This is a genomic window from Streptomyces sp. NPDC030820 (assembly GCF_055572075.1).
Map to the genome: position 1 here is coordinate 25,835 of NZ_JBVIEB010000011.1, position 16,460 is coordinate 42,294.

General features: G+C 71.0%; 18 protein-coding genes and 1 pseudogene. 8 read left to right on the top strand and 11 right to left on the bottom strand.

Annotated elements, in window-relative coordinates; genetic code table 11:
- Positions 1–45: 45 nt before the first annotated feature.
- Positions 46–351, top strand: a pseudogene (locus ACZ418_RS28380) (hypothetical protein); the annotation flags it as partial.
- Complete coding sequence (locus ACZ418_RS28385; protein ID WP_468368392.1) at positions 348–656, top strand: AzlD domain-containing protein; 309 nt, start codon at positions 348–350, stop codon at positions 654–656. The pseudogene ACZ418_RS28380 and the gene ACZ418_RS28385, both read left to right, overlap by 4 nt.
- A 96-nt stretch (positions 657–752) precedes the next feature.
- On the opposite strand, the gene ACZ418_RS28390 is transcribed toward ACZ418_RS28385, so the two are convergent.
- The gene (locus ACZ418_RS28390) at positions 753–1,697 is read right to left on the bottom strand and encodes a hypothetical protein (protein ID WP_468368394.1); all 945 of its coding nucleotides are present in this window, start codon (positions 1,695–1,697) and stop codon (positions 753–755) included.
- 80 nt (positions 1,698–1,777) lie between these two features.
- On the opposite strand from ACZ418_RS28390, the gene ACZ418_RS28395 reads away from it, so the two are divergent.
- Together ACZ418_RS28395 and ACZ418_RS28400 are read left to right on the top strand one after the other, a co-directional pair.
- Positions 1,778–1,972 (top strand): DUF3046 domain-containing protein, encoded by a 195-nt coding sequence (locus tag ACZ418_RS28395; protein WP_468368397.1) that lies wholly within the window; start codon positions 1,778–1,780, stop codon positions 1,970–1,972.
- A 115-nt stretch (positions 1,973–2,087) separates the two neighbouring features.
- Positions 2,088–3,335 (top strand): AI-2E family transporter, encoded by a 1,248-nt coding sequence (locus ACZ418_RS28400; RefSeq protein WP_468368400.1) that lies wholly within the window; start codon positions 2,088–2,090, stop codon positions 3,333–3,335.
- Between the two features lie 155 nt (positions 3,336–3,490).
- On the opposite strand, the gene ACZ418_RS28405 is transcribed toward ACZ418_RS28400, so the two are convergent.
- The gene (locus ACZ418_RS28405; RefSeq protein ID WP_468368403.1) at positions 3,491–4,237 is read right to left on the bottom strand and encodes a hypothetical protein; all 747 of its coding nucleotides are present in this window, start codon (positions 4,235–4,237) and stop codon (positions 3,491–3,493) included.
- A gap of 311 nt (positions 4,238–4,548) precedes the next feature.
- Between ACZ418_RS28405 and recA the strand changes: the two genes are divergently transcribed.
- Both recA and recX read left to right on the top strand, forming a co-directional pair.
- The gene (recA, locus tag ACZ418_RS28410; RefSeq protein ID WP_468368405.1) at positions 4,549–5,676 is read left to right on the top strand and encodes a recombinase RecA; all 1,128 of its coding nucleotides are present in this window, start codon (positions 4,549–4,551) and stop codon (positions 5,674–5,676) included.
- A gap of 2 nt (positions 5,677–5,678) precedes the next feature.
- Entirely contained in the window at positions 5,679–6,548 is an 870-nt protein-coding gene (gene recX, locus ACZ418_RS28415) for a recombination regulator RecX (protein WP_468368408.1), read from the top strand.
- A gap of 64 nt (positions 6,549–6,612) precedes the next feature.
- Here recX and ACZ418_RS28420 read toward each other — a convergent pair whose 3' ends face one another.
- The 8 genes from ACZ418_RS28420 to ACZ418_RS28455 form a co-directional block, all read right to left on the bottom strand.
- Positions 6,613–7,029: a rhodanese-like domain-containing protein gene (locus tag ACZ418_RS28420; protein WP_468368411.1), complete on the bottom strand. Its 417-nt coding sequence runs from the start codon at positions 7,027–7,029 to the stop codon at positions 6,613–6,615.
- Complete coding sequence (locus ACZ418_RS28425) at positions 7,026–7,559, bottom strand: cupin domain-containing protein (RefSeq protein ID WP_468368414.1); 534 nt, start codon at positions 7,557–7,559, stop codon at positions 7,026–7,028. Before ACZ418_RS28425 ends, ACZ418_RS28420 begins: the two co-directional genes overlap by 4 nt.
- A gap of 77 nt (positions 7,560–7,636) precedes the next feature.
- Positions 7,637–7,723, bottom strand: a complete 87-nt coding sequence (locus ACZ418_RS28430) for a putative leader peptide (RefSeq protein WP_313960178.1) — start codon at positions 7,721–7,723, stop codon at positions 7,637–7,639.
- A 76-nt stretch (positions 7,724–7,799) separates the two neighbouring features.
- Complete coding sequence (locus ACZ418_RS28435; RefSeq protein WP_468368416.1) at positions 7,800–9,407, bottom strand: FAD-dependent monooxygenase; 1,608 nt, start codon at positions 9,405–9,407, stop codon at positions 7,800–7,802.
- 176 nt (positions 9,408–9,583) lie between these two features.
- Entirely contained in the window at positions 9,584–10,543 is a 960-nt protein-coding gene (locus ACZ418_RS28440; protein WP_468368418.1) for an amino acid ABC transporter permease, read from the bottom strand.
- The gene (locus ACZ418_RS28445) at positions 10,540–11,205 is read right to left on the bottom strand and encodes an amino acid ABC transporter permease (RefSeq protein ID WP_388635675.1); all 666 of its coding nucleotides are present in this window, start codon (positions 11,203–11,205) and stop codon (positions 10,540–10,542) included. Before ACZ418_RS28445 ends, ACZ418_RS28440 begins: the two co-directional genes overlap by 4 nt.
- A gap of 75 nt (positions 11,206–11,280) precedes the next feature.
- Positions 11,281–12,117: a glutamate ABC transporter substrate-binding protein gene (locus tag ACZ418_RS28450; protein ID WP_468368421.1), complete on the bottom strand. Its 837-nt coding sequence runs from the start codon at positions 12,115–12,117 to the stop codon at positions 11,281–11,283.
- Between the two features lie 77 nt (positions 12,118–12,194).
- Positions 12,195–12,971 (bottom strand): amino acid ABC transporter ATP-binding protein, encoded by a 777-nt coding sequence (locus ACZ418_RS28455; protein ID WP_450985593.1) that lies wholly within the window; start codon positions 12,969–12,971, stop codon positions 12,195–12,197.
- Between the two features lie 289 nt (positions 12,972–13,260).
- Between ACZ418_RS28455 and ACZ418_RS28460 the strand changes: the two genes are divergently transcribed.
- Both ACZ418_RS28460 and ACZ418_RS28465 read left to right on the top strand, forming a co-directional pair.
- Positions 13,261–13,947: a response regulator transcription factor gene (locus ACZ418_RS28460; protein ID WP_468368423.1), complete on the top strand. Its 687-nt coding sequence runs from the start codon at positions 13,261–13,263 to the stop codon at positions 13,945–13,947.
- A gap of 9 nt (positions 13,948–13,956) precedes the next feature.
- Entirely contained in the window at positions 13,957–15,360 is a 1,404-nt protein-coding gene (locus ACZ418_RS28465; protein WP_468368426.1) for a sensor histidine kinase, read from the top strand.
- A gap of 64 nt (positions 15,361–15,424) precedes the next feature.
- On the opposite strand, the gene ACZ418_RS28470 is transcribed toward ACZ418_RS28465, so the two are convergent.
- Positions 15,425–16,423, bottom strand: coding sequence for a TAXI family TRAP transporter solute-binding subunit (locus ACZ418_RS28470; protein ID WP_468368428.1), 999 nt, complete (start codon positions 16,421–16,423; stop codon positions 15,425–15,427).
- Positions 16,424–16,460 lie beyond the last annotated feature (37 nt).

The following is a 16,460-nucleotide window of genomic DNA, read 5'->3' on the forward strand; positions in this document are numbered from 1 at the left end:
CACCCGCCCACTGACAATCGCGCTGACCTGGGCAAACGGCAGCCCGTGGTCCTGGCGCTGCTCGCGCCGATGCTGCGGACGACCACCGAGCGCGGGGTCGCCGGCTCCTGCTGGGCCTCGGTCTGCTGCCGTCCTCCCGGCCTCGGCACCGGCGGCGCGTCGCCGCCCGTGGGGCCGCCGCCCGCGGGGCCGCCTGCCGTGACTCGGCCGACCGCGGGCGTCCCGGTCCTGGTGGCGGCCCTGGCGGCACCGATCGCCCTCGTCGCCGAGGGCCGTCGAAGGCCACGCGGCCCACAGGGCGAGGCGGCGACCGGACCGAACGGCCGCGCCGCAACGGACGAGGGCCGGTGAACACCTGGACAGCGATCGCCTTGACCGCCCTCGGCTGCTACGCCGTCAAGCTCGCCGCGCTGCTGGTGCCCGCGGGCGCCATGGAGCGACCGTTCGCACGGCGGCTCGCCGCCCTGCTGCCCGTCGCCCTCCTCGCCGCGCTCACGGCTCAGCAGATGTTCGCCGACGGGCACGGGCTCGTGCTGGAGGCCCGGGGCGCGGGGCTCGGCGCAGCCGCCGTGGCGCTGGTGCTGCGCGCGCCGTTCCTGCTGGTCGTCGCGGCGGCCGTGATCGTGACGGCGGGCGTACGGGCCCTCGGCGGTTGACGCGGGACCGGCGCGGGCCGGCGCGGATCATCCGGGCGGTCCCGCGCGCGAACCGGTCGGGCCCGGACGCCGGGCGGGCGGCGGTGCGGCACCGGCTCAGCCCACGAAACGGCCGTACGCCCGCAGGGTGCGCAGTGCCTCGAGCGTCACCAGGGGCCGTGCCTCCAGTGCGGGGGCCGGGGCCCACCGGTGCCACCGGATCGGCCAGCCGCCGTCGTCCTGCTGCTCGGCGGCCAGGTGGTCCAGGGAGCGTGCCATCTCGTCGTCCGTGAACCACGCGCGCGCGAGCGACTCCGGAGTCCTGGCGAAGTCGTGCGGGAAGTGATGCTCGCCCGGGGCGTAACCGGGCGCGACCGGATACGCGTCGAGCCGGTCCGGCTCCAGGGCCGCGAGCCGCTGCTCCCGCACGAGGCGGCCGAGCCGGTCCGCGGCGGCCTCCGCGCGCGAGCGGTCGGGAGCGGAGTCCAGGAAGGCCACGGCGGCCTCCACCTCGTACGGATGTGACTTCTCCAGGGACTCCACGGCCTGCCAGCAGAAGTCGGTGGCCCGGAACAGCCAGGCGTGCCACACCTCGTTGCGGTGCAGCAGCCCCACCACCGGTCCCGTGGTGAGCAGCTCGCTGGGAGGGTTGTCGACGACCGGGACGAACGGCGCCACCGGATATCCGCGCTGGCTGGGATGGATCGCCGGCAGGGCGCCGTCCGCGGTGGAGATCGAGGTCAGATAGCGGCACACGCGCTCGACCCGCTGCCCGCCGCAGCGCCCGATGACGTCCAGGACGCGCAGCGCGTGCGCAGAGTGCAGGGGCTGGCTCACGGGGCCGCGCAGATCGGGCTCCAGCGCGTGCCCGTATCCGCCGTCCTCGTTGCGGTAGGCGTCCAGTGCCGCTTCCACCGCGTCCGGGGTGCCGTGCAGGAAGTGGTACGCGAAGAGGCGCTGCTCCAGCACGCGCGCGGTGAGCCACACGAACTGCTCGGCGCGGAAGAGCGGGGAACGCGCCGGGGGCGTGGAAGGGAGTGGGGAAGCTCCTGTTTCGGCCATGCGTCAGACCGTAGGACGGAAAGCGGTCTCGGCAAGCGCTCCCGGCCGGGGCCCACCCCCAGGGGCGGGATACTGGAGTCATGCGGTTGACGGTCTTCTGGCAGCGAATGGCGGAACACTTCGGTCCGGGGTACTCCGAGACCTTCGCGCGCGATCACGTCATGTCCGAGCTGGGCGGGCGCACGGTGCACGAGGCGCTGGACGCCGGCTGGGACGCGAAGGACGTGTGGCGGGTGGTCTGCACGGTCATGAACGTGCCCGGCGAGCGGCGCTGAAGCGCTGCCTGGAACGTTCCGATTCATCCGTGAAGAGACCGGCCGTACGGCACCGATCGGTCACGAAGATCGCAGGTCGGCGCCGGTTGTCGGTGGCGTGGGCGAGACTTGGCCCGTGGCACCGATTGACGAGGACGACGAGCCGCTGACCCGGGACGCGGCACCGACCGGCACGACACGGCCCGAGCGGCCCACGGCCCCAGACGCCGTCGCCGCGGTCGGCCGCATGCCTCGCTGGCTGCCGCGCGCCATGGTGCTCGCGCTCGCGCTGATCGCCGCGTTCCAGCTCGGCAGCTGGGCCTTCCACCAGCTGACCGGGCTGTTGATCAACATATTGATCGCGTTCTTCCTGGCCCTCGCGATCGAGCCCGCGGTGAGCCGGATGGCCGCCCGCGGCATGCGCCGGGGACTGGCCACCTTCCTGGTCTTCCTCGGGTTGACGATCGCCGTCGCCGGGTTCGTCACCCTGCTCGGCTCCATGCTGGCCGGCCAGATCATCAAGATGGTCGAGGGCTTCCCGGACTACCTCGACTCGTTCATCAACTGGATCAACGAGAGCTTCCACACCGAGCTCCGGCGGGTGGACGTCCAGGAGGGCCTGCTCCACTCCGACTGGCTGCGCAAGTACGCGCAGAACAGCGCCGCCGGTGTCCTCGACGTCTCCGCACAGGTGCTCGGCGGGCTGTTCCAGACGCTGACGGTGGGGCTGTTCTCCTTCTACTTCGCGGCCGACGGCCCCCGGCTGCGCCGCGCCCTGTGCTCCGTCCTGCCGCCTGCACGCCAGGCCGAGGTGCTGCGCGCCTGGGAGATCGCCGTCGACAAGACGGGCGGCTATCTCTACTCGCGCGGCCTGATGGCGCTCATCTCCGGCATCGCCCACTACATCCTGCTCCAGGCCCTCGGAGTGCCGTACGCGCCCGTCCTGGGCGTCTGGGTGGGCCTGGTCTCGCAGTTCATCCCGACCATCGGCACCTATCTCGCCGGCGCGCTGCCGATGCTGATCGCGTTCACCGTCGACCCCTGGTACGCGGTGTGGGTGCTGGTCTTCGTGGTGGTCTACCAGCAGTTCGAGAACTACATGCTCCAGCCCAAGCTGACCGCCAGGACGGTCGACATCCACCCCGCGGTCGCCTTCGGCTCGGTCATCGCCGGCACCGCGCTGCTGGGCGCCGTCGGCGCGCTGATCGCCATCCCGGCGGTGGCCACCCTCCAGGCGTTCCTCGGGGCGTATGTGAAGCGCTACGCCGTCACGGACGATCCCAGAGTGCACGGTCGCCGGGGCCGGGGCCCGGGCGGTGCCGGGGCGCTGGCCCGGATACGCCGGCCGCGGGCCGGGCAGCCCGAGCCGGAGGAGTCCTCGTAGGGCGCTGCGCCTCGGATGCGGACGTCGCGGCCGGTGACGTGGAGACGAGCGGAGAAGCGAGCGTGGTGGGCCGGTGACGGGAAAAGGTGACGGGAAAAGAGCGGTGGGCCGGTGACCGAAGAAGCGCGTGGTGGGCCGGTGCCCCCTCGGTCCTGTCATCGGTACGTCAGCACCGCCCACACCCCCGCTCCGGCGACGGCCGCCGTGTAGCAGCCGACCGCCGTGGCCACGATCCGCCGGCGTGTCCGTTCGCTCCAGGGCGAGCGGGACAGCAGCCAGGCCAGCGCGGGCAGGACGAGCACGGCGTGCAGGCTCACGCCGTGCAGGGGCTTGAGCGGGGCCGTCGAGTGGTAGGCGGCCTCCTGATGGCCGGTGCGGGTCAGTACGACCCCGCGCGCGATCATCGCCGCCCCGGAGGCCAGCGCCACCAGCAGGATCGCGAACCCGGAACGGACCGCGACCGGCATTCCGGCCGGGCCCGCCGGCCGGTGCCGGAAGGACGCGACGGCGAACACCGTGAGCAGGGCGACCAGGACACCGCCGCCCACCGCGAGCGTCATGGACACCGCCGTGTCGAAGGGGGTCTCCATGTTCAGGTGCGAGGGCACCCTGCGCCACGCCTGGAGAGTGATCCCGCCGACCTCCACCACACAGTCGGCGGCGAAGACGAGCAGCAGGGCCGAGCGCAGCCGCGGCCCGACGCGCAGATACGACGTGACCCACGTGATCGCGATCAGCGTCAGCCCGAAGGACAGCCCGAACGTGACGGGCTTGCGCCAGGAGACAGGACCGGTCCACGGGCCCCCGTCGACCGCGAACACCCCCAGGTGCACGAGACCGGACAGGACGAGGAGCAGCCCCGTCGCATGACAGAGGCGGTCGACGGCGCGCGGATCCTTCATGGGGCAAGGCTCCCGGGCGCGGTACGTCCGGTCGTCGTCCGGCCGAAGGCACCCGGCGTACGCCGTCGGGAGTAGCGGTGCGGGGCGCCGAAGCACGGGTTCCGGGCGCCGCGTGGTGTGCTTGACACTAAAATCGAACATCCATTCTCATGGAGGCTCAGGCGAGGCTTTGGCGGTGGATTTCGCCCCGTTTTGCGGGAAGAGGTCCCATGGTTATCCACAGGCTGGGCCTGCGTCGGGGCGCATTGTCAGTGGCAGGCGTTAGCGTCTTTGACGTGAAGCGATCGACTCAAGCAAACCGGGTGGAACCCATGGCAGGAACCGACCGCGAGAAGGCGCTCGACGCCGCGCTCGCGCAGATTGAACGGCAATTCGGCAAGGGCGCGGTCATGCGCATGGGCGAGCGGTCGAAGGAGCCCATCGAGGTCATCCCGACCGGGTCGACCGCGCTCGACGTCGCCCTCGGCGTCGGTGGCCTGCCGCGCGGCCGTGTCGTCGAGATCTACGGCCCGGAGTCCTCGGGTAAGACGACCCTGACCCTGCACGCCGTGGCCAACGCCCAGAAGGCCGGCGGCCAGGTCGCGTTCGTGGACGCGGAGCACGCCCTCGACCCCGAGTACGCGCGCAAGCTCGGCGTCGACATCGACAACCTGATCCTCTCCCAGCCCGACAACGGCGAGCAGGCCCTGGAGATCGTGGACATGCTGGTCCGCTCCGGTGCCCTCGACCTGATCGTCATCGACTCCGTCGCCGCGCTCGTCCCGCGCGCGGAGATCGAGGGCGAGATGGGCGACAGCCACGTCGGTCTCCAGGCCCGGCTGATGAGCCAGGCCCTGCGGAAGATCACCAGCGCGCTCAACCAGTCCAAGACCACCGCGATCTTCATCAACCAGCTCCGCGAGAAGATCGGCGTGATGTTCGGCTCCCCGGAGACCACGACCGGTGGCCGCGCGCTGAAGTTCTACGCCTCGGTGCGTATCGACATCCGCCGCATCGAGACCCTGAAGGACGGCACGGAGGCGGTCGGCAACCGCACCCGCTGCAAGGTCGTGAAGAACAAGGTCGCCCCGCCCTTCAAGCAGGCCGAGTTCGACATCCTCTACGGCCAGGGCATCAGCCGCGAGGGCGGCCTGATCGACATGGGCGTGGAGCACGGCTTCGTCCGCAAGGCCGGCGCCTGGTACACGTACGAGGGCGACCAGCTCGGCCAGGGCAAGGAGAACGCGCGCAACTTCCTCAAGGACAACCCCGACCTGGCCAACGAGATCGAGAAGAAGATCAAGGAGAAGCTGGGCGTCGGTGTCCGGCCGGAGGAGCCCGCCGCCGAGCCGGGCGGGGACGCGGCGGTCACCGCCGCGGCCGCCGCCGACGCCAAGACGGTGCCCGCCCCGGCAGCCGCCAAGGCCACCAAGCCCAAGGCCGCCGCAGCCAAGAGCTGACCGTGACACGACGAACCGACTGGGCCGAGTACGAGTACGCCACCCCCGGTGCCCCACGGGGGAGGGGCACCGGGGCTCACCCGGGCGCCGCCCCGGGCGGCGACGACGGATACCCGGACGACGGTTACGAGGGTCACGACGGGCAGGACGAGTACCGCGGCACCGGTGGATACGGGTATGCCGACGGCGCCCACCGGGGCGACACGGGCGACGAGCCGTACGGGGGCGGCTCGCCCGGCCGCCGCTCCCGAGGCGGCATCGGCCCACGGGGCGACCGCGGGCGCGGCCGGCGGCGGCGCGGCTTCGGGGACGCGCCCCGTGAGGACGAAGGCGCCCCTTCCTCGTCGAGGGCCGAGCAGGGGGAGTCTTCAGGGGACCCGGCTGAGCGGGCACGGGCGATCTGCCTGCGCCTGCTCACCGGGACCCCGCGCACTCGCAAGCAACTCGCGGACGCCCTGCGCAAGCGGGAGATCCCCGAGGACGTGGCCGAGGAGGTGCTGGCGCGGTTCGAGGAGCTCGGGCTGATCGACGACAGCGCGTTCGCGGACGCCTGGGTGGAGTCCCGGCACCACGGCAGGGGACTCGCGCGCCGGGCGCTCGCCCAGGAGCTGCGCACCAAGGGGGTCGACTCGGCACTGATCGACGAGGCCGTCTCCCAGCTCGACTCCGAGCGGGAGGAGGAGACGGCCCGCGAACTCGTGGCCCGGAAACTGCGCGCCACCCGTGGCCTCGACCGTGACAAGCGGCTCCGCCGCCTCGCCGGGATGCTCGCCCGCAAGGGCTACCCCGAGGGCATGGCCCTGCGCGTCGTCCGCCAGGCCCTGGAGGAAGAGGGCGAGGACACGGACTTCCTGGGAGAAGGCGACTTCTGAGCCTTCGGCACGCAGGGCCGGGGAAGACGTCGGGTTCTCGGAACTCCCCGCGCCCGCACTGGGGTTAACAGGGCGTCGCCGGCTCCACCGGGAGGCCCTCCGACCGCCATGCCTGGAAGCCGCCCACGAGGTCCGTGGCCCGGTGCAGGCCCAGTTGCCGGAGGGAGGCGACAGCGAGGGTGGAGGCGTAGCCCTCGTTGCAGATCACCACGACACGCAGGTCGTGGCCGGTGGCCTCGGGCACGCGGTGGCTGCCCTGGGGATCGAGGCGCCACTCCAGTTCGTTGCGCTCGATGACGAGAGCGCCGGGGATCAGCCCGTCCCGCTCGCGCAGGGCCGCGTACCGGATGTCGACCAGCAGCGCCTCGCCGGTCCGCGCCGCCTCGTGCGCCTCCCGGGCCTCGATGCGCTGGTAGCCCGCGCGCACCCGCTCCAGCAACTCGTCGATGCCGACCGGTGCTTGACCGATGGTGCCGCTCACTGCCAGTCCTCCGGGCGTTCGACCTGTTCGAGGCGGAGCACATGACCCGTGCGGCTGTAGCGCCGGATGCGCGGCAGGGGCGGGTAGTAGGCGTGCACGGAGATCGCGTGCTCGTCGGGGGACTCGTTGAGGACCTCGTGGACATGGTGGCGGCCGAAGGAGCGGCCCTCGCCCGCGGGCAGCCGGCGCTTGCGGTCCACGCCTTCGGTGAGTTCCAGGGTCTTCCAGCCGTCGGTCGGCAGCCGGGCGGCGAGCGAGTTCTCCTTGAGAACGCCCGAAGCGGTGAGGAACGCGCCGACCGAGTCGGCGTGGTCGTGCCAGCCGGTGCCGGTGCCGGGCGGCCAGCCGATGAGCCATGCCTCGCTGCCGCCCGGACCCTGCAGCCGCACCCAGGTGCGGCCCTCCGGGTCGAGCGGAAGGGAAGCGATCAGCTCGGCGTCGGCGGCCGTGCGCCGGACGAAGTCGAGGAGGTCCGCCTGGGTGGGTGCCGAGCCGACGGCAGGGGACACGGGAGCGGGAGAGACAGACACGTACACCGTCCTGAGGCCTGAAGAAGGTTCGCGGAACGGGCGCACTACGGCGCCCGGACAGGAAGAGGGATGCGAATTCAGCAGGACGGGCGACACACGCAGCCCGCATAGCGGACGAGGTCCATATGGACCCTCCGCCACAGGCGCACACAGGTGTCGGTCATGGTCCGGAGTACAGCACGCCGGTGTACTCCGGTCAACTCACCGTCACCATGTGGACAGAGGGTGACGGGCCTGCCGTCAGCGGGCGCCGGAGGCCGCCTGGGCCGGCTCCTCCTTGGTCGCGCCGCCCACCGCCGCCTCCGCCGCCGCGTAGAGGTCGGCCGGGCGGACGCCGCTCAGCGCGGTGATCAGATGGCCGTCGGGGCGCACGAGCAGCACGCTGTGCGCCGGCGCACCCGGGTAGCTCTCGGCGACCAGCAGTTCGGCGGGGTACGGCAGCGCGGTCACGGCCGCCGCGAGCCGGGGCATCACTCCGGCGGAGACCCAGTGCTTGCGGTCCCATACGCCCGTGCCGGGCGCGATCAGCACGACGAGCAGGGCGCCGCGGCCGAGCCGGTCGCGCAGTTGGACGAAGGAACCATCCTCCGCGGTGACCCGTACGTCGGTGACGGGTGCGCCGGGCGGGGTGTCGACCGGAATCTCCCCCTTCAGATGCCGGGGCGCGAGCGGCGAGTCGGCGTACGCCCCCGGCGCACCGAGCGGCCCGCGCCCCAAGTGACCGTCCGTGAGCAGCGTGTCGTGGCCGCGCGCCGCACCCGGGACGATCTGGCGCAGTCCGCCGGCACCGCGCAGCACCGGCAGCACCTGGTCGGCGGCGCGCAGCCGGGCGGCGACCGCCGCGCGCCGCTCGGTCTGGTAGCTGTCCAGCAGCGCCTCGCGCGGGCCGTGGTGCCAGGCCGGGGCCAGCTTCCAGGCGAGGTTGTCGGCGTCCCTGAGGCCCTCGTCCAGCCCCTGGGTGCCGAGCGCGCCGAGCAGATGGGCCGCGTCCCCGGCGAGGAAGACCCGGCCGACGCGCCACCGGCGGGCCAGCCGGTGGTGCACCGTGTGGACACCGGTGTCGAGCAGGTCGTACGCCGGTGTGGAGCCGTCCGTCCAGCCCGCGAGCGTCTCACGGATACGGGCCACCAGGATCTCGGGCGTGACCAGGTCCTTGCCCGGTGGCAGCAGCCAGTCCAGGCGCCACACGCCGTCCGGGAGGGGGCGGGCGGTCACCTCCCCGGCCGAGGGCCCGGACTGCCGCCACGGCGGCGTTCGATGGAGCAACGCCCGACCCTCCCACGGAAGTTCCGTGTGCAGCGTGGCGACCGCGTGCCGCTCCACCGCCGTACGGCCGGGGAAGCGGATGTCCTGGAGCTTGCGCACCGTCGAGCGCGGTCCGTCGCAGCCGACCAGGTAACTGCCGCGCCACCAGGTGCCGTTCGGTCCGCGGGTGTGCGCGGTGACGCCGGAACGCTCCTGCTCGATCGAGTCCAGACGGCTGTCCACGGCCACCTTCACCAGCGGCTCGTCGGCGATGGCCGCGCGCAGGGCACCGGTGAGGACGTGCTGGGCGATGTGCAGCGGGGCGGCGGGGTCCGCCTTCTCGAAGGTGATCTCGCTCATCACCTGCTTGCGCCTGAGGGACCGCCATCCGGCCCAGCGCACACCCTGTTCACCGAGCGCCACCCCCGTCAGCCGCTCCAGCAGGGCGGCCGTGTCCTCGCGCAGTACGACGGTGCGCGCCGGGCGGGGTTCGTCCTTGCCGGGGCCCTCGTCCAGGACGACGCACGGCACCTCCTGGCGCGCCAGCGCCAGGGCGAGCGTGAGTCCGACCGGCCCCGCTCCGACGATGATCACCGGGTCCATGACGCGGCGCCCCCTGCCCGTGACGATGCCCTGACGGAGACAAGTGAACAGGAAGGGGGAGCGGGGTGCACGATCACAGAACGTATGCAACCCATTGGCAGAGTTTGCGTCAAGCGACCGAGGGCAGTGGCGATCACGCCACTGCCCCGGGGTGTCTCATGTCACCTGAATGAGCGTCAGTTCCCGTGGCCGCCGCTCTGATGACCGCCGCCGACGAACGGACCGCTGAGGTCCAGGGCGCCGGCGGCGCCTCCGGCTCCCGTCGCCGCCGAACCCGGGATGCCCGCGGCGTCCTGGACGCCGAGCACCGCGCCCGTCGACTTCTTGCGCCGCCGGAGCCGGCCCTCCAGCCAGCTCGCGAACGAGGTCAGGGAGAAGTTGATGATCACGAAGATCACCGCCACCACCGTGAAGGACGCGATGGTGTTGGCGCCGTAGTAGCCGCTCATCGTGTTCGCCGACGCGAGCAGTTCGGGGAAGGTGAGGACGGCACCGCCGAGCGCGGTGTCCTTCACGATGACCACGAGCTGGCTGACGATCGCCGGAAGCATCGCGGTGACCGCCTGCGGCAGCAGGATGAGCCGCATCACCTGGCCCTTGCGCAGACCGATCGCCATGGCCGCCTCGGACTGGCCCTTCGGCAGGGCGAGGATGCCCGCGCGGACGATCTCGGCGAGCACCGACGCGTTGTACAGCACCAGGCCGGTGACGACCGCGTACAGCGGACGGTCGTCGGAACTCACGTTGGTGTACTGGCTGTACAGCTCGTTGCCGAAGATCATCAGGACGAGCACCGGAATCGCGCGGAAGAACTCGACCACGACCGTCGCCGGTATCCGCACCCACATATGGTCCGAGAGCCGGGCGATACCGAAGAAGGCGCCCAGTGGGAGCGCGATGACCATCGCCAGGGCCGCCGCCTTCAGGGTGTTCTGCAGACCCGGCCAGATGTACGTCGAGTACGCCTCGGAGCTGAAGAACGGCTTCCACAGCACCCAGTCCAGCTGGCCCTTGTCGTCCAGGGCCGTGTACACCCACCACAGGACGGCCGCGAGGACGACGAGGAAGCCCGCCGTGTACAGGACGTTGCGCCGCTTGGCGCGGGGGCCCTGGGCGTCGTACAGGACCGAACTCATCGCTTCACCGCCACCTTCTTGCTCACCCATCCGAGGATCAGACCCGTCGGCAGGGTCAGGCAGCAGAACCCGAAGGCGATGACCGCCGAGATCGGCAGCAACTGCGCCTCGTTCTCCACCATCTTCTTCATCAGGAGTGCCGCTTCCGCCACGCCGATCGCGGCTGCCACCGTCGTGTTCTTCGTCAGTGCGATCAGGACGTTGGTCAGCGGGAGGACGGCCGCGCGGAAGGCCTGCGGCAGCACGATCAGGCCCAGCACCTGGGTGAAGCTCAGGCCGATGGCCCGGGCGGCCTCCGCCTGGCCGACCGGCACCGTGTTGATGCCGGCGCGGATCGCCTCGCACACGAAGGCCGACGTGTAGACGACCAGACCGAGTACGGCCAGCCGGAAGTTGGTCGTGTCGACCTGCTTCGAGCCCATGTCGATGAGCAGCGTCTGGTTGAGCCCGAGCGAGGCGAACAGGATGATCACCGTGAGCGGGATGTTCCGCACGATGTTCACATAGGCGGTGCCGAAACCGCGCATCAGCGGCACCGGGCCCACCCGCATGGCGGCCAGCAGGGTGCCCCAGACCAGGGAGCCCACGGCCGAGAGCAGCGTCAGCTGCACCGTCGTCCAGAAGGCGCCCAGCACGTCGTACTTGTCAAGAAAGTCGAACACGATCTCCCGCGCTTCCGCGTGTAGGGATGCCCGGGTGCGCCGCCCTCAGGGACGGCGCACCCGCCGGGCGTTTCCTCAGCTCTTGATGTCGCCGATCTTCGGGGCGGGCTCGTACTTGTAGTTGGCCGGGCCGAAGTTCTTCTCCACGGCCGCCTTCCAGGAACCGTCGGAGACCATGTCCTCCAGCGCCTTGTTGATCTTGTCCTTGAGGGCGCTGCCCTTCTTGACGCCGATGCCGTAGTTCTCGTTGGTCATCTTGAAGCCGCCGAGCTTGAACCTGCCCTTGAACTGGGCCTGGGCGGCGTAGCCGGCGAGGATCGAGTCGTCCGTGGTCAGGGCGTCGATCGCCTTGCTCTGCAGACCGGTCAGGCACGCCGAGTACGTCGGGTACTGCTGGAGCTGCGCCTTGGGGGCCAGCTTGTCGTGCACGTTCTGCGCCGAGGTCGAGCCGGTCACCGAGCACAGCTTCTTCTTGTTCAGGTCCGCCGGCGACTTGATGGAGTTGTCGTTCGCGCGGATCAGCACGTCCTGGTGGGCCAGCAGGTAAGGCCCGGCGAAATCGACCTTCTGCTGCCGCTCCGGAGTGATCGAGTACGTGGCGGCGATGAAGTCGACGTCCCCGCGCTGCAGCATGGTCTCGCGGTCGGCGCTCTTCGACTCCTTCCACTCGATCTGGTCGGCGCTGTAACCGAGCTTCTTGGCGACATAGGTGGCCACGTCGACGTCGAAGCCGGAGTAGCCCTGCGGGGTCTTCTGGCCGAGGCCCGGCTGGTCGTACTTGATACCGATGGCGATCTTCTTGCCGCCACCGGAGGAGCCGTTGTCGTCCTTCTTGCCGCCGCCGCACGCGGTGGCGCCCACGGCGAGGGCGAGTACGGCGGCCGAGGCGGCGGTGACCTTGCGGAGCTTCATGGTGAACATCCTTTGATGGGGTGCGGAACGAGGTCCGTTTGAAAAGGCAACCCAGGGGCGCGGGGCGGCCTGCGTCGTCAGTGGTGCAGGATCTTGGACAGGAAGTCCTTGGCCCGGTCGCTGCGCGGGTTGCTGAAGAACTGGTCGGGCGCAGCCTCTTCGACGATCCGGCCGTCGGCCATGAAGACCACACGGTTTGCAGCCGATCGTGCGAAGCCCATCTCGTGGGTGACGACGACCATCGTCATGCCCTCACGGGCGAGCTGCTGCATGACCTCGAGGACCTCGTTGATCATCTCGGGGTCGAGGGCGGAGGTCGGCTCGTCGAAGAGCATGACCTTCGGGTCCATCGCCAGGGCCCGCGCGATGGCGACGCGCTGCTGCTGGCCGCCGGACAGCTGGGCGGGGTACTTGTCGGCCTGGGTGCCCACGCCTACCCGGTCGAGCAGGGACCGGGCCTTCTCCTCGGCCTGCTTCTTGTCCGCCTTGCGGACCTTGAGCTGACCCAGCATCACGTTCTCGAGCACGGTCTTGTGCGCGAAGAGGTTGAAGGACTGGAAGACCATCCCGACGTCCGCCCGCAGCCGCGCCAGTTCCTTGCCCTCCTGGGGCAGGGGCTTGCCGTCGATGGCGATGGTGCCCGAGTCGATCGTCTCCAGGCGGTTGATGGTGCGGCACAGGGTCGACTTTCCGGACCCGGAGGGCCCGATGACCACGACGACCTCGCCGCGGGCGATCGTCAGGTCGATGTCCTGGAGAACGTGCAACGCGCCGAAGTGCTTGTTGACGCTCTTCAGGACGACCAGTTCGCCGGACGTGACCACGTCTTCCTTGGTCACCGATACATTGGTCATCGCTCTCGGGCTCCGTCCTCCTCGGTTTCGGAGGACAGTAGTGAGCGGCTGTGACCTGCGTCATCACATCTGAGGGAGATCTGAGCATCACGATCCGATAGCCATCGGACACGTGTCGTGACACATTCCGCCACTGCGCGTATCGGCCGGATAACGGAAGCGACGGGCAACCAGAACGCCCTTGACGCCGTCCTAGTCCATCGGCGTCACTGCCATGGTGCACGCGCGCGTGAGCTGTCCCGATCACGCGAACCCAGAACGTACGACCGCTGAACCGGAGGGGGCCGGGATGAGACTGCTGCTCGTCGAGGACGACAACCACGTCGCCGCGGCTCTGTCCGCCGTACTCGCGCGGCACGGCTTCGACGTCACCCATGCGCGCAGCGGCGAGGAGGCCCTGCAGGCGCTCGTCCCCGAGGGCGACGGTTTCGACGTGGTCCTGCTCGACCTGGGCCTGCCCGACCAGGACGGCTACGAGGTCTGCGGCAAGATCCGCAAGCGCACCAGCACCCCGGTGATCATGGTGACGGCCCGCTCCGACGTCCGCTCCCGCATCCACGGGCTCAACCTGGGCGCCGACGACTACGTGGTGAAGCCCTACGACACCGGGGAACTGCTCGCCCGTATCCACGCCGTCAGCCGGCGCACCGTCCACGAGGACCCGGCGGCCGGCGGCGAGAGCGCCCTGCTTCTCGGTCCCGTACGCATCGAACTGCCCACCCGGCAGGTCACCGTCGACGGTTCGGTCATCCAACTGACCCGCAAGGAGTTCGACCTGCTCGCCCTGCTCGCACAGCGCCCCGGAGTGGTCTTCCGGCGGGAGCAGATCATCAGCGAGGTCTGGCGCACCAGTTGGGAGGGCACCGGCCGCACCCTGGAGGTGCACGTCGCCTCCCTGCGCGCCAAACTGCGCATGCCCGCGCTGATCGAGACCGTACGCGGCGTCGGCTACCGGCTCGTCGCCCCGGCCGCCTAGCGGGGACGGGTGCGCACACGGCTCCTGCCGCTGCTCATCATCCTGATGGCGGCGGTCCTCCTTGCCCTCGGGCTTCCGCTCGCCCTCAGCCTGGCCGCCGCACAGCAGCAGAAGGTCGTCGTCGACCGCATCGACGACACGGCACGCTTCGCGGCGCTCGCCCAGTTCGTCACCGACGGGCCCAGCGGCTCGCGGCACACCAGCACCGACGAGCGGCTGGAGGCCCTGCGCAGCGAACTGGGCAGCTACTACGGCGTCTACGGCATCCGCGCGGGCGTCTTCTACCGCAACGGCTCGGCGATGGCCAACGCCCCCGACGACTGGTTCGTACCGCGGACGGGGGAGGTGCGCGAGGCCTTCGAGGAGGCGCTGCTCAGCCGGCGCAGCCATGACCCGCGGCAGGTGTGGCCCTGGCAGCGCAGCCGGCTGGTCGTGGCCTCGCCGGTGATCCGGGACGGGGACGTCGTGGCGGTCGTCGTCACCGACTCGCCCACCGGACAGATGCGTTCACGGATCCTGCGCGGCTGGCTGATCATCGGGGCCGGGGAGATCGCGGCGATGCTGCTGGCCGTCGGCGCGGCGCTGCGGCTGACCGGCTGGGTGCTCCGACCGGTACGGGTCCTGGACGCCACCACCCACGACATCGCCACCGGACGGCTGAAGTCACGGGTCGCGGTCGGCGGCGGACCGCCGGAACTCAGACGGCTGGCCCGGTCGTTCAACGAGATGGCGGACAACGTCGAGGACGTGCTGGAGCAGCAGCGCGCCTTCGTCGCGGACGCCTCGCACCAACTGCGCAACCCGCTCGCGGCGCTGCTGCTGCGCATCGAACTGCTCGCCCTCGAACTCCCGGAGGACAACGAGGAGATCGCCTCGGTCCGCACCGAGGGCAAGCGCCTCGCACAGGTCCTGGACGACCTGCTGGACCTGGCGCTGGCCGAGCACGCCGAGGCGGACCTGAGGCTGACCGACATCGGCGCCCTGGCCGAGGAGCGGGTCGCCTCCTGGTCTCCGGCCGCCGAGGCCAAGGGGGTACGGCTGACCGGGGACTGCCCGCCCACGACCGCCTGGGCGGACCCGATCACCCTGTCCAGCGCCCTGGACGCGGTGATCGACAACGCCGTGAAGTTCTCCCCCGAGGGCGGCACGGTGGAGGTCACCGTCGCCGCCGACGGCGACAGCTCCACGGTCGTCGTCACCGACACCGGGCCCGGCCTCACCGACGAGGAACTCGCGCGCGTGGGCGACCGGTTCTGGCGCAGCGGACGCCACCAGAACATCAAGGGTTCGGGCCTCGGCCTGTCCATCGTGCGTGCGTTGCTCACGGCGGGCGGAGGCTCGATCGACTACGCCCACCATGAGCCGCGGGGGCTGCGGGTGACGGTGACCGTGCCTCGGCACGGGGAATCCTGACACAGCAGGGGCGGCGCCGAGGTCGGGGGCGGAGTGGCCCGCGGCGGAACAGGCCTCGCCCGGGCTACGGCTTCACCGAGCGGTAGTAGCGCCGGGCGCCCTCCTGCAAGGGCAACGGGTCGGTGTAGATGGCGGTGCGCAGATCGACCAGTTGGGCGGAGTGGACATGGGCGCCGATGTCGTCGCGGCTCTTGATGACCGTGCGGGTCACCCACTCGGTGAGCCTGGGGTCCATGTCCGTGCGGGTCATCAGGAGGTTGGACACGGAGATCGTCGGAACCTCGTTGCCCTGCTGTACGGCCGGGTAGGCCGACTCCGGGATGTTGGTGGCCCGGTAGTAGCGCGCCTCCTCGCCCTGGCTGTGCAGCTTGGTGACCAGGTCGCCCTCGATCGGCACGAACTTGAAGGCGGACCTCTGGGCCAGCGCGACGAGTCCCTTGGTGGGCAGGCCGCCCGACCAGAAGAAGGCGTCGATCCTGCGCTGCTCCAGCCGGTCCGGCCCGGTGTCGATGCCGTCCGCGACCGGGGTGATGTCCTTACGGGGGTCGATGCCGGCGGCCCTGAGCACCCGGTCGGCTATCAGCCGCACCCCGGAGTCGGGCAGCCCGATCGCCACCCGCTTGTGCCGCAGGTCCGCGACGTTTCTGATGTCCGAGTCGCTGCGCACGACGAGGTGGACGTAGTCGTCGTAGAGCCGGGCCACCCCGCGCAGCCGCCCGGCGCCGCTGCCGTGCCGCAGCTCGTACGCCTCCACCGCGTCGGCCGCCGCGATGGTGAAGTCGGCCCTGCCGGTCGCCACCCGCTGCACGTTCTCCTGCGAGCCGGCGCTGTTCAGCAGCTTCACCTTCAAGTCGGGCATGTCCTTGGCGAACTCGGCGCGCAGCCGCTCGCCGTACTCCTGGTAGACCCCCCGGGGTGTGCCGGTGCTGAAGACGATCGTCCCGCTCGGCGGCTTCTCGCCCAGCGGCAGCAGCCACCACAGCAGCAGCGCGAGCACCACGGCACCGGCGGCCGCGGCCGGCAGCGCCCGGCGCCTGCTGATACGGGGGAACACCTTGGACATGCGGCGATCCTGCCAGGCCGGGCGTGACGCTGACCAG

What these genes read in the sequence shown, in the direction of transcription:
- ACZ418_RS28470 (WP_468368428.1), bottom strand. Translation starts at nt 16,423, where the DNA reads ATGTCCAAGGTGTTCCCCCGTATCAGCAGGCGCCGGGCGCTGCCGGCC.
- ACZ418_RS28460 (WP_468368423.1), top strand. Translation starts at nt 13,261, where the DNA reads ATGAGACTGCTGCTCGTCGAGGACGACAACCACGTCGCCGCGGCTCTG.
- ACZ418_RS28450 (WP_468368421.1), bottom strand. Translation starts at nt 12,117, where the DNA reads ATGAAGCTCCGCAAGGTCACCGCCGCCTCGGCCGCCGTACTCGCCCTC.
- ACZ418_RS28395 (WP_468368397.1), top strand. Translation starts at nt 1,778, where the DNA reads ATGCGGTTGACGGTCTTCTGGCAGCGAATGGCGGAACACTTCGGTCCG.
- ACZ418_RS28390 (WP_468368394.1), bottom strand. Translation starts at nt 1,697, where the DNA reads ATGGCCGAAACAGGAGCTTCCCCACTCCCTTCCACGCCCCCGGCGCGT.
- ACZ418_RS28440 (WP_468368418.1), bottom strand. Translation starts at nt 10,543, where the DNA reads ATGAGTTCGGTCCTGTACGACGCCCAGGGCCCCCGCGCCAAGCGGCGC.
- ACZ418_RS28430 (WP_313960178.1), bottom strand. Translation starts at nt 7,723, where the DNA reads ATGACCGACACCTGTGTGCGCCTGTGGCGGAGGGTCCATATGGACCTC.
- recA (WP_468368405.1), top strand. Translation starts at nt 4,549, where the DNA reads ATGGCAGGAACCGACCGCGAGAAGGCGCTCGACGCCGCGCTCGCGCAG.
- ACZ418_RS28455 (WP_450985593.1), bottom strand. Translation starts at nt 12,971, where the DNA reads ATGACCAATGTATCGGTGACCAAGGAAGACGTGGTCACGTCCGGCGAA.
- ACZ418_RS28405 (WP_468368403.1), bottom strand. Translation starts at nt 4,237, where the DNA reads ATGAAGGATCCGCGCGCCGTCGACCGCCTCTGTCATGCGACGGGGCTG.
- ACZ418_RS28435 (WP_468368416.1), bottom strand. Translation starts at nt 9,407, where the DNA reads ATGGACCCGGTGATCATCGTCGGAGCGGGGCCGGTCGGACTCACGCTC.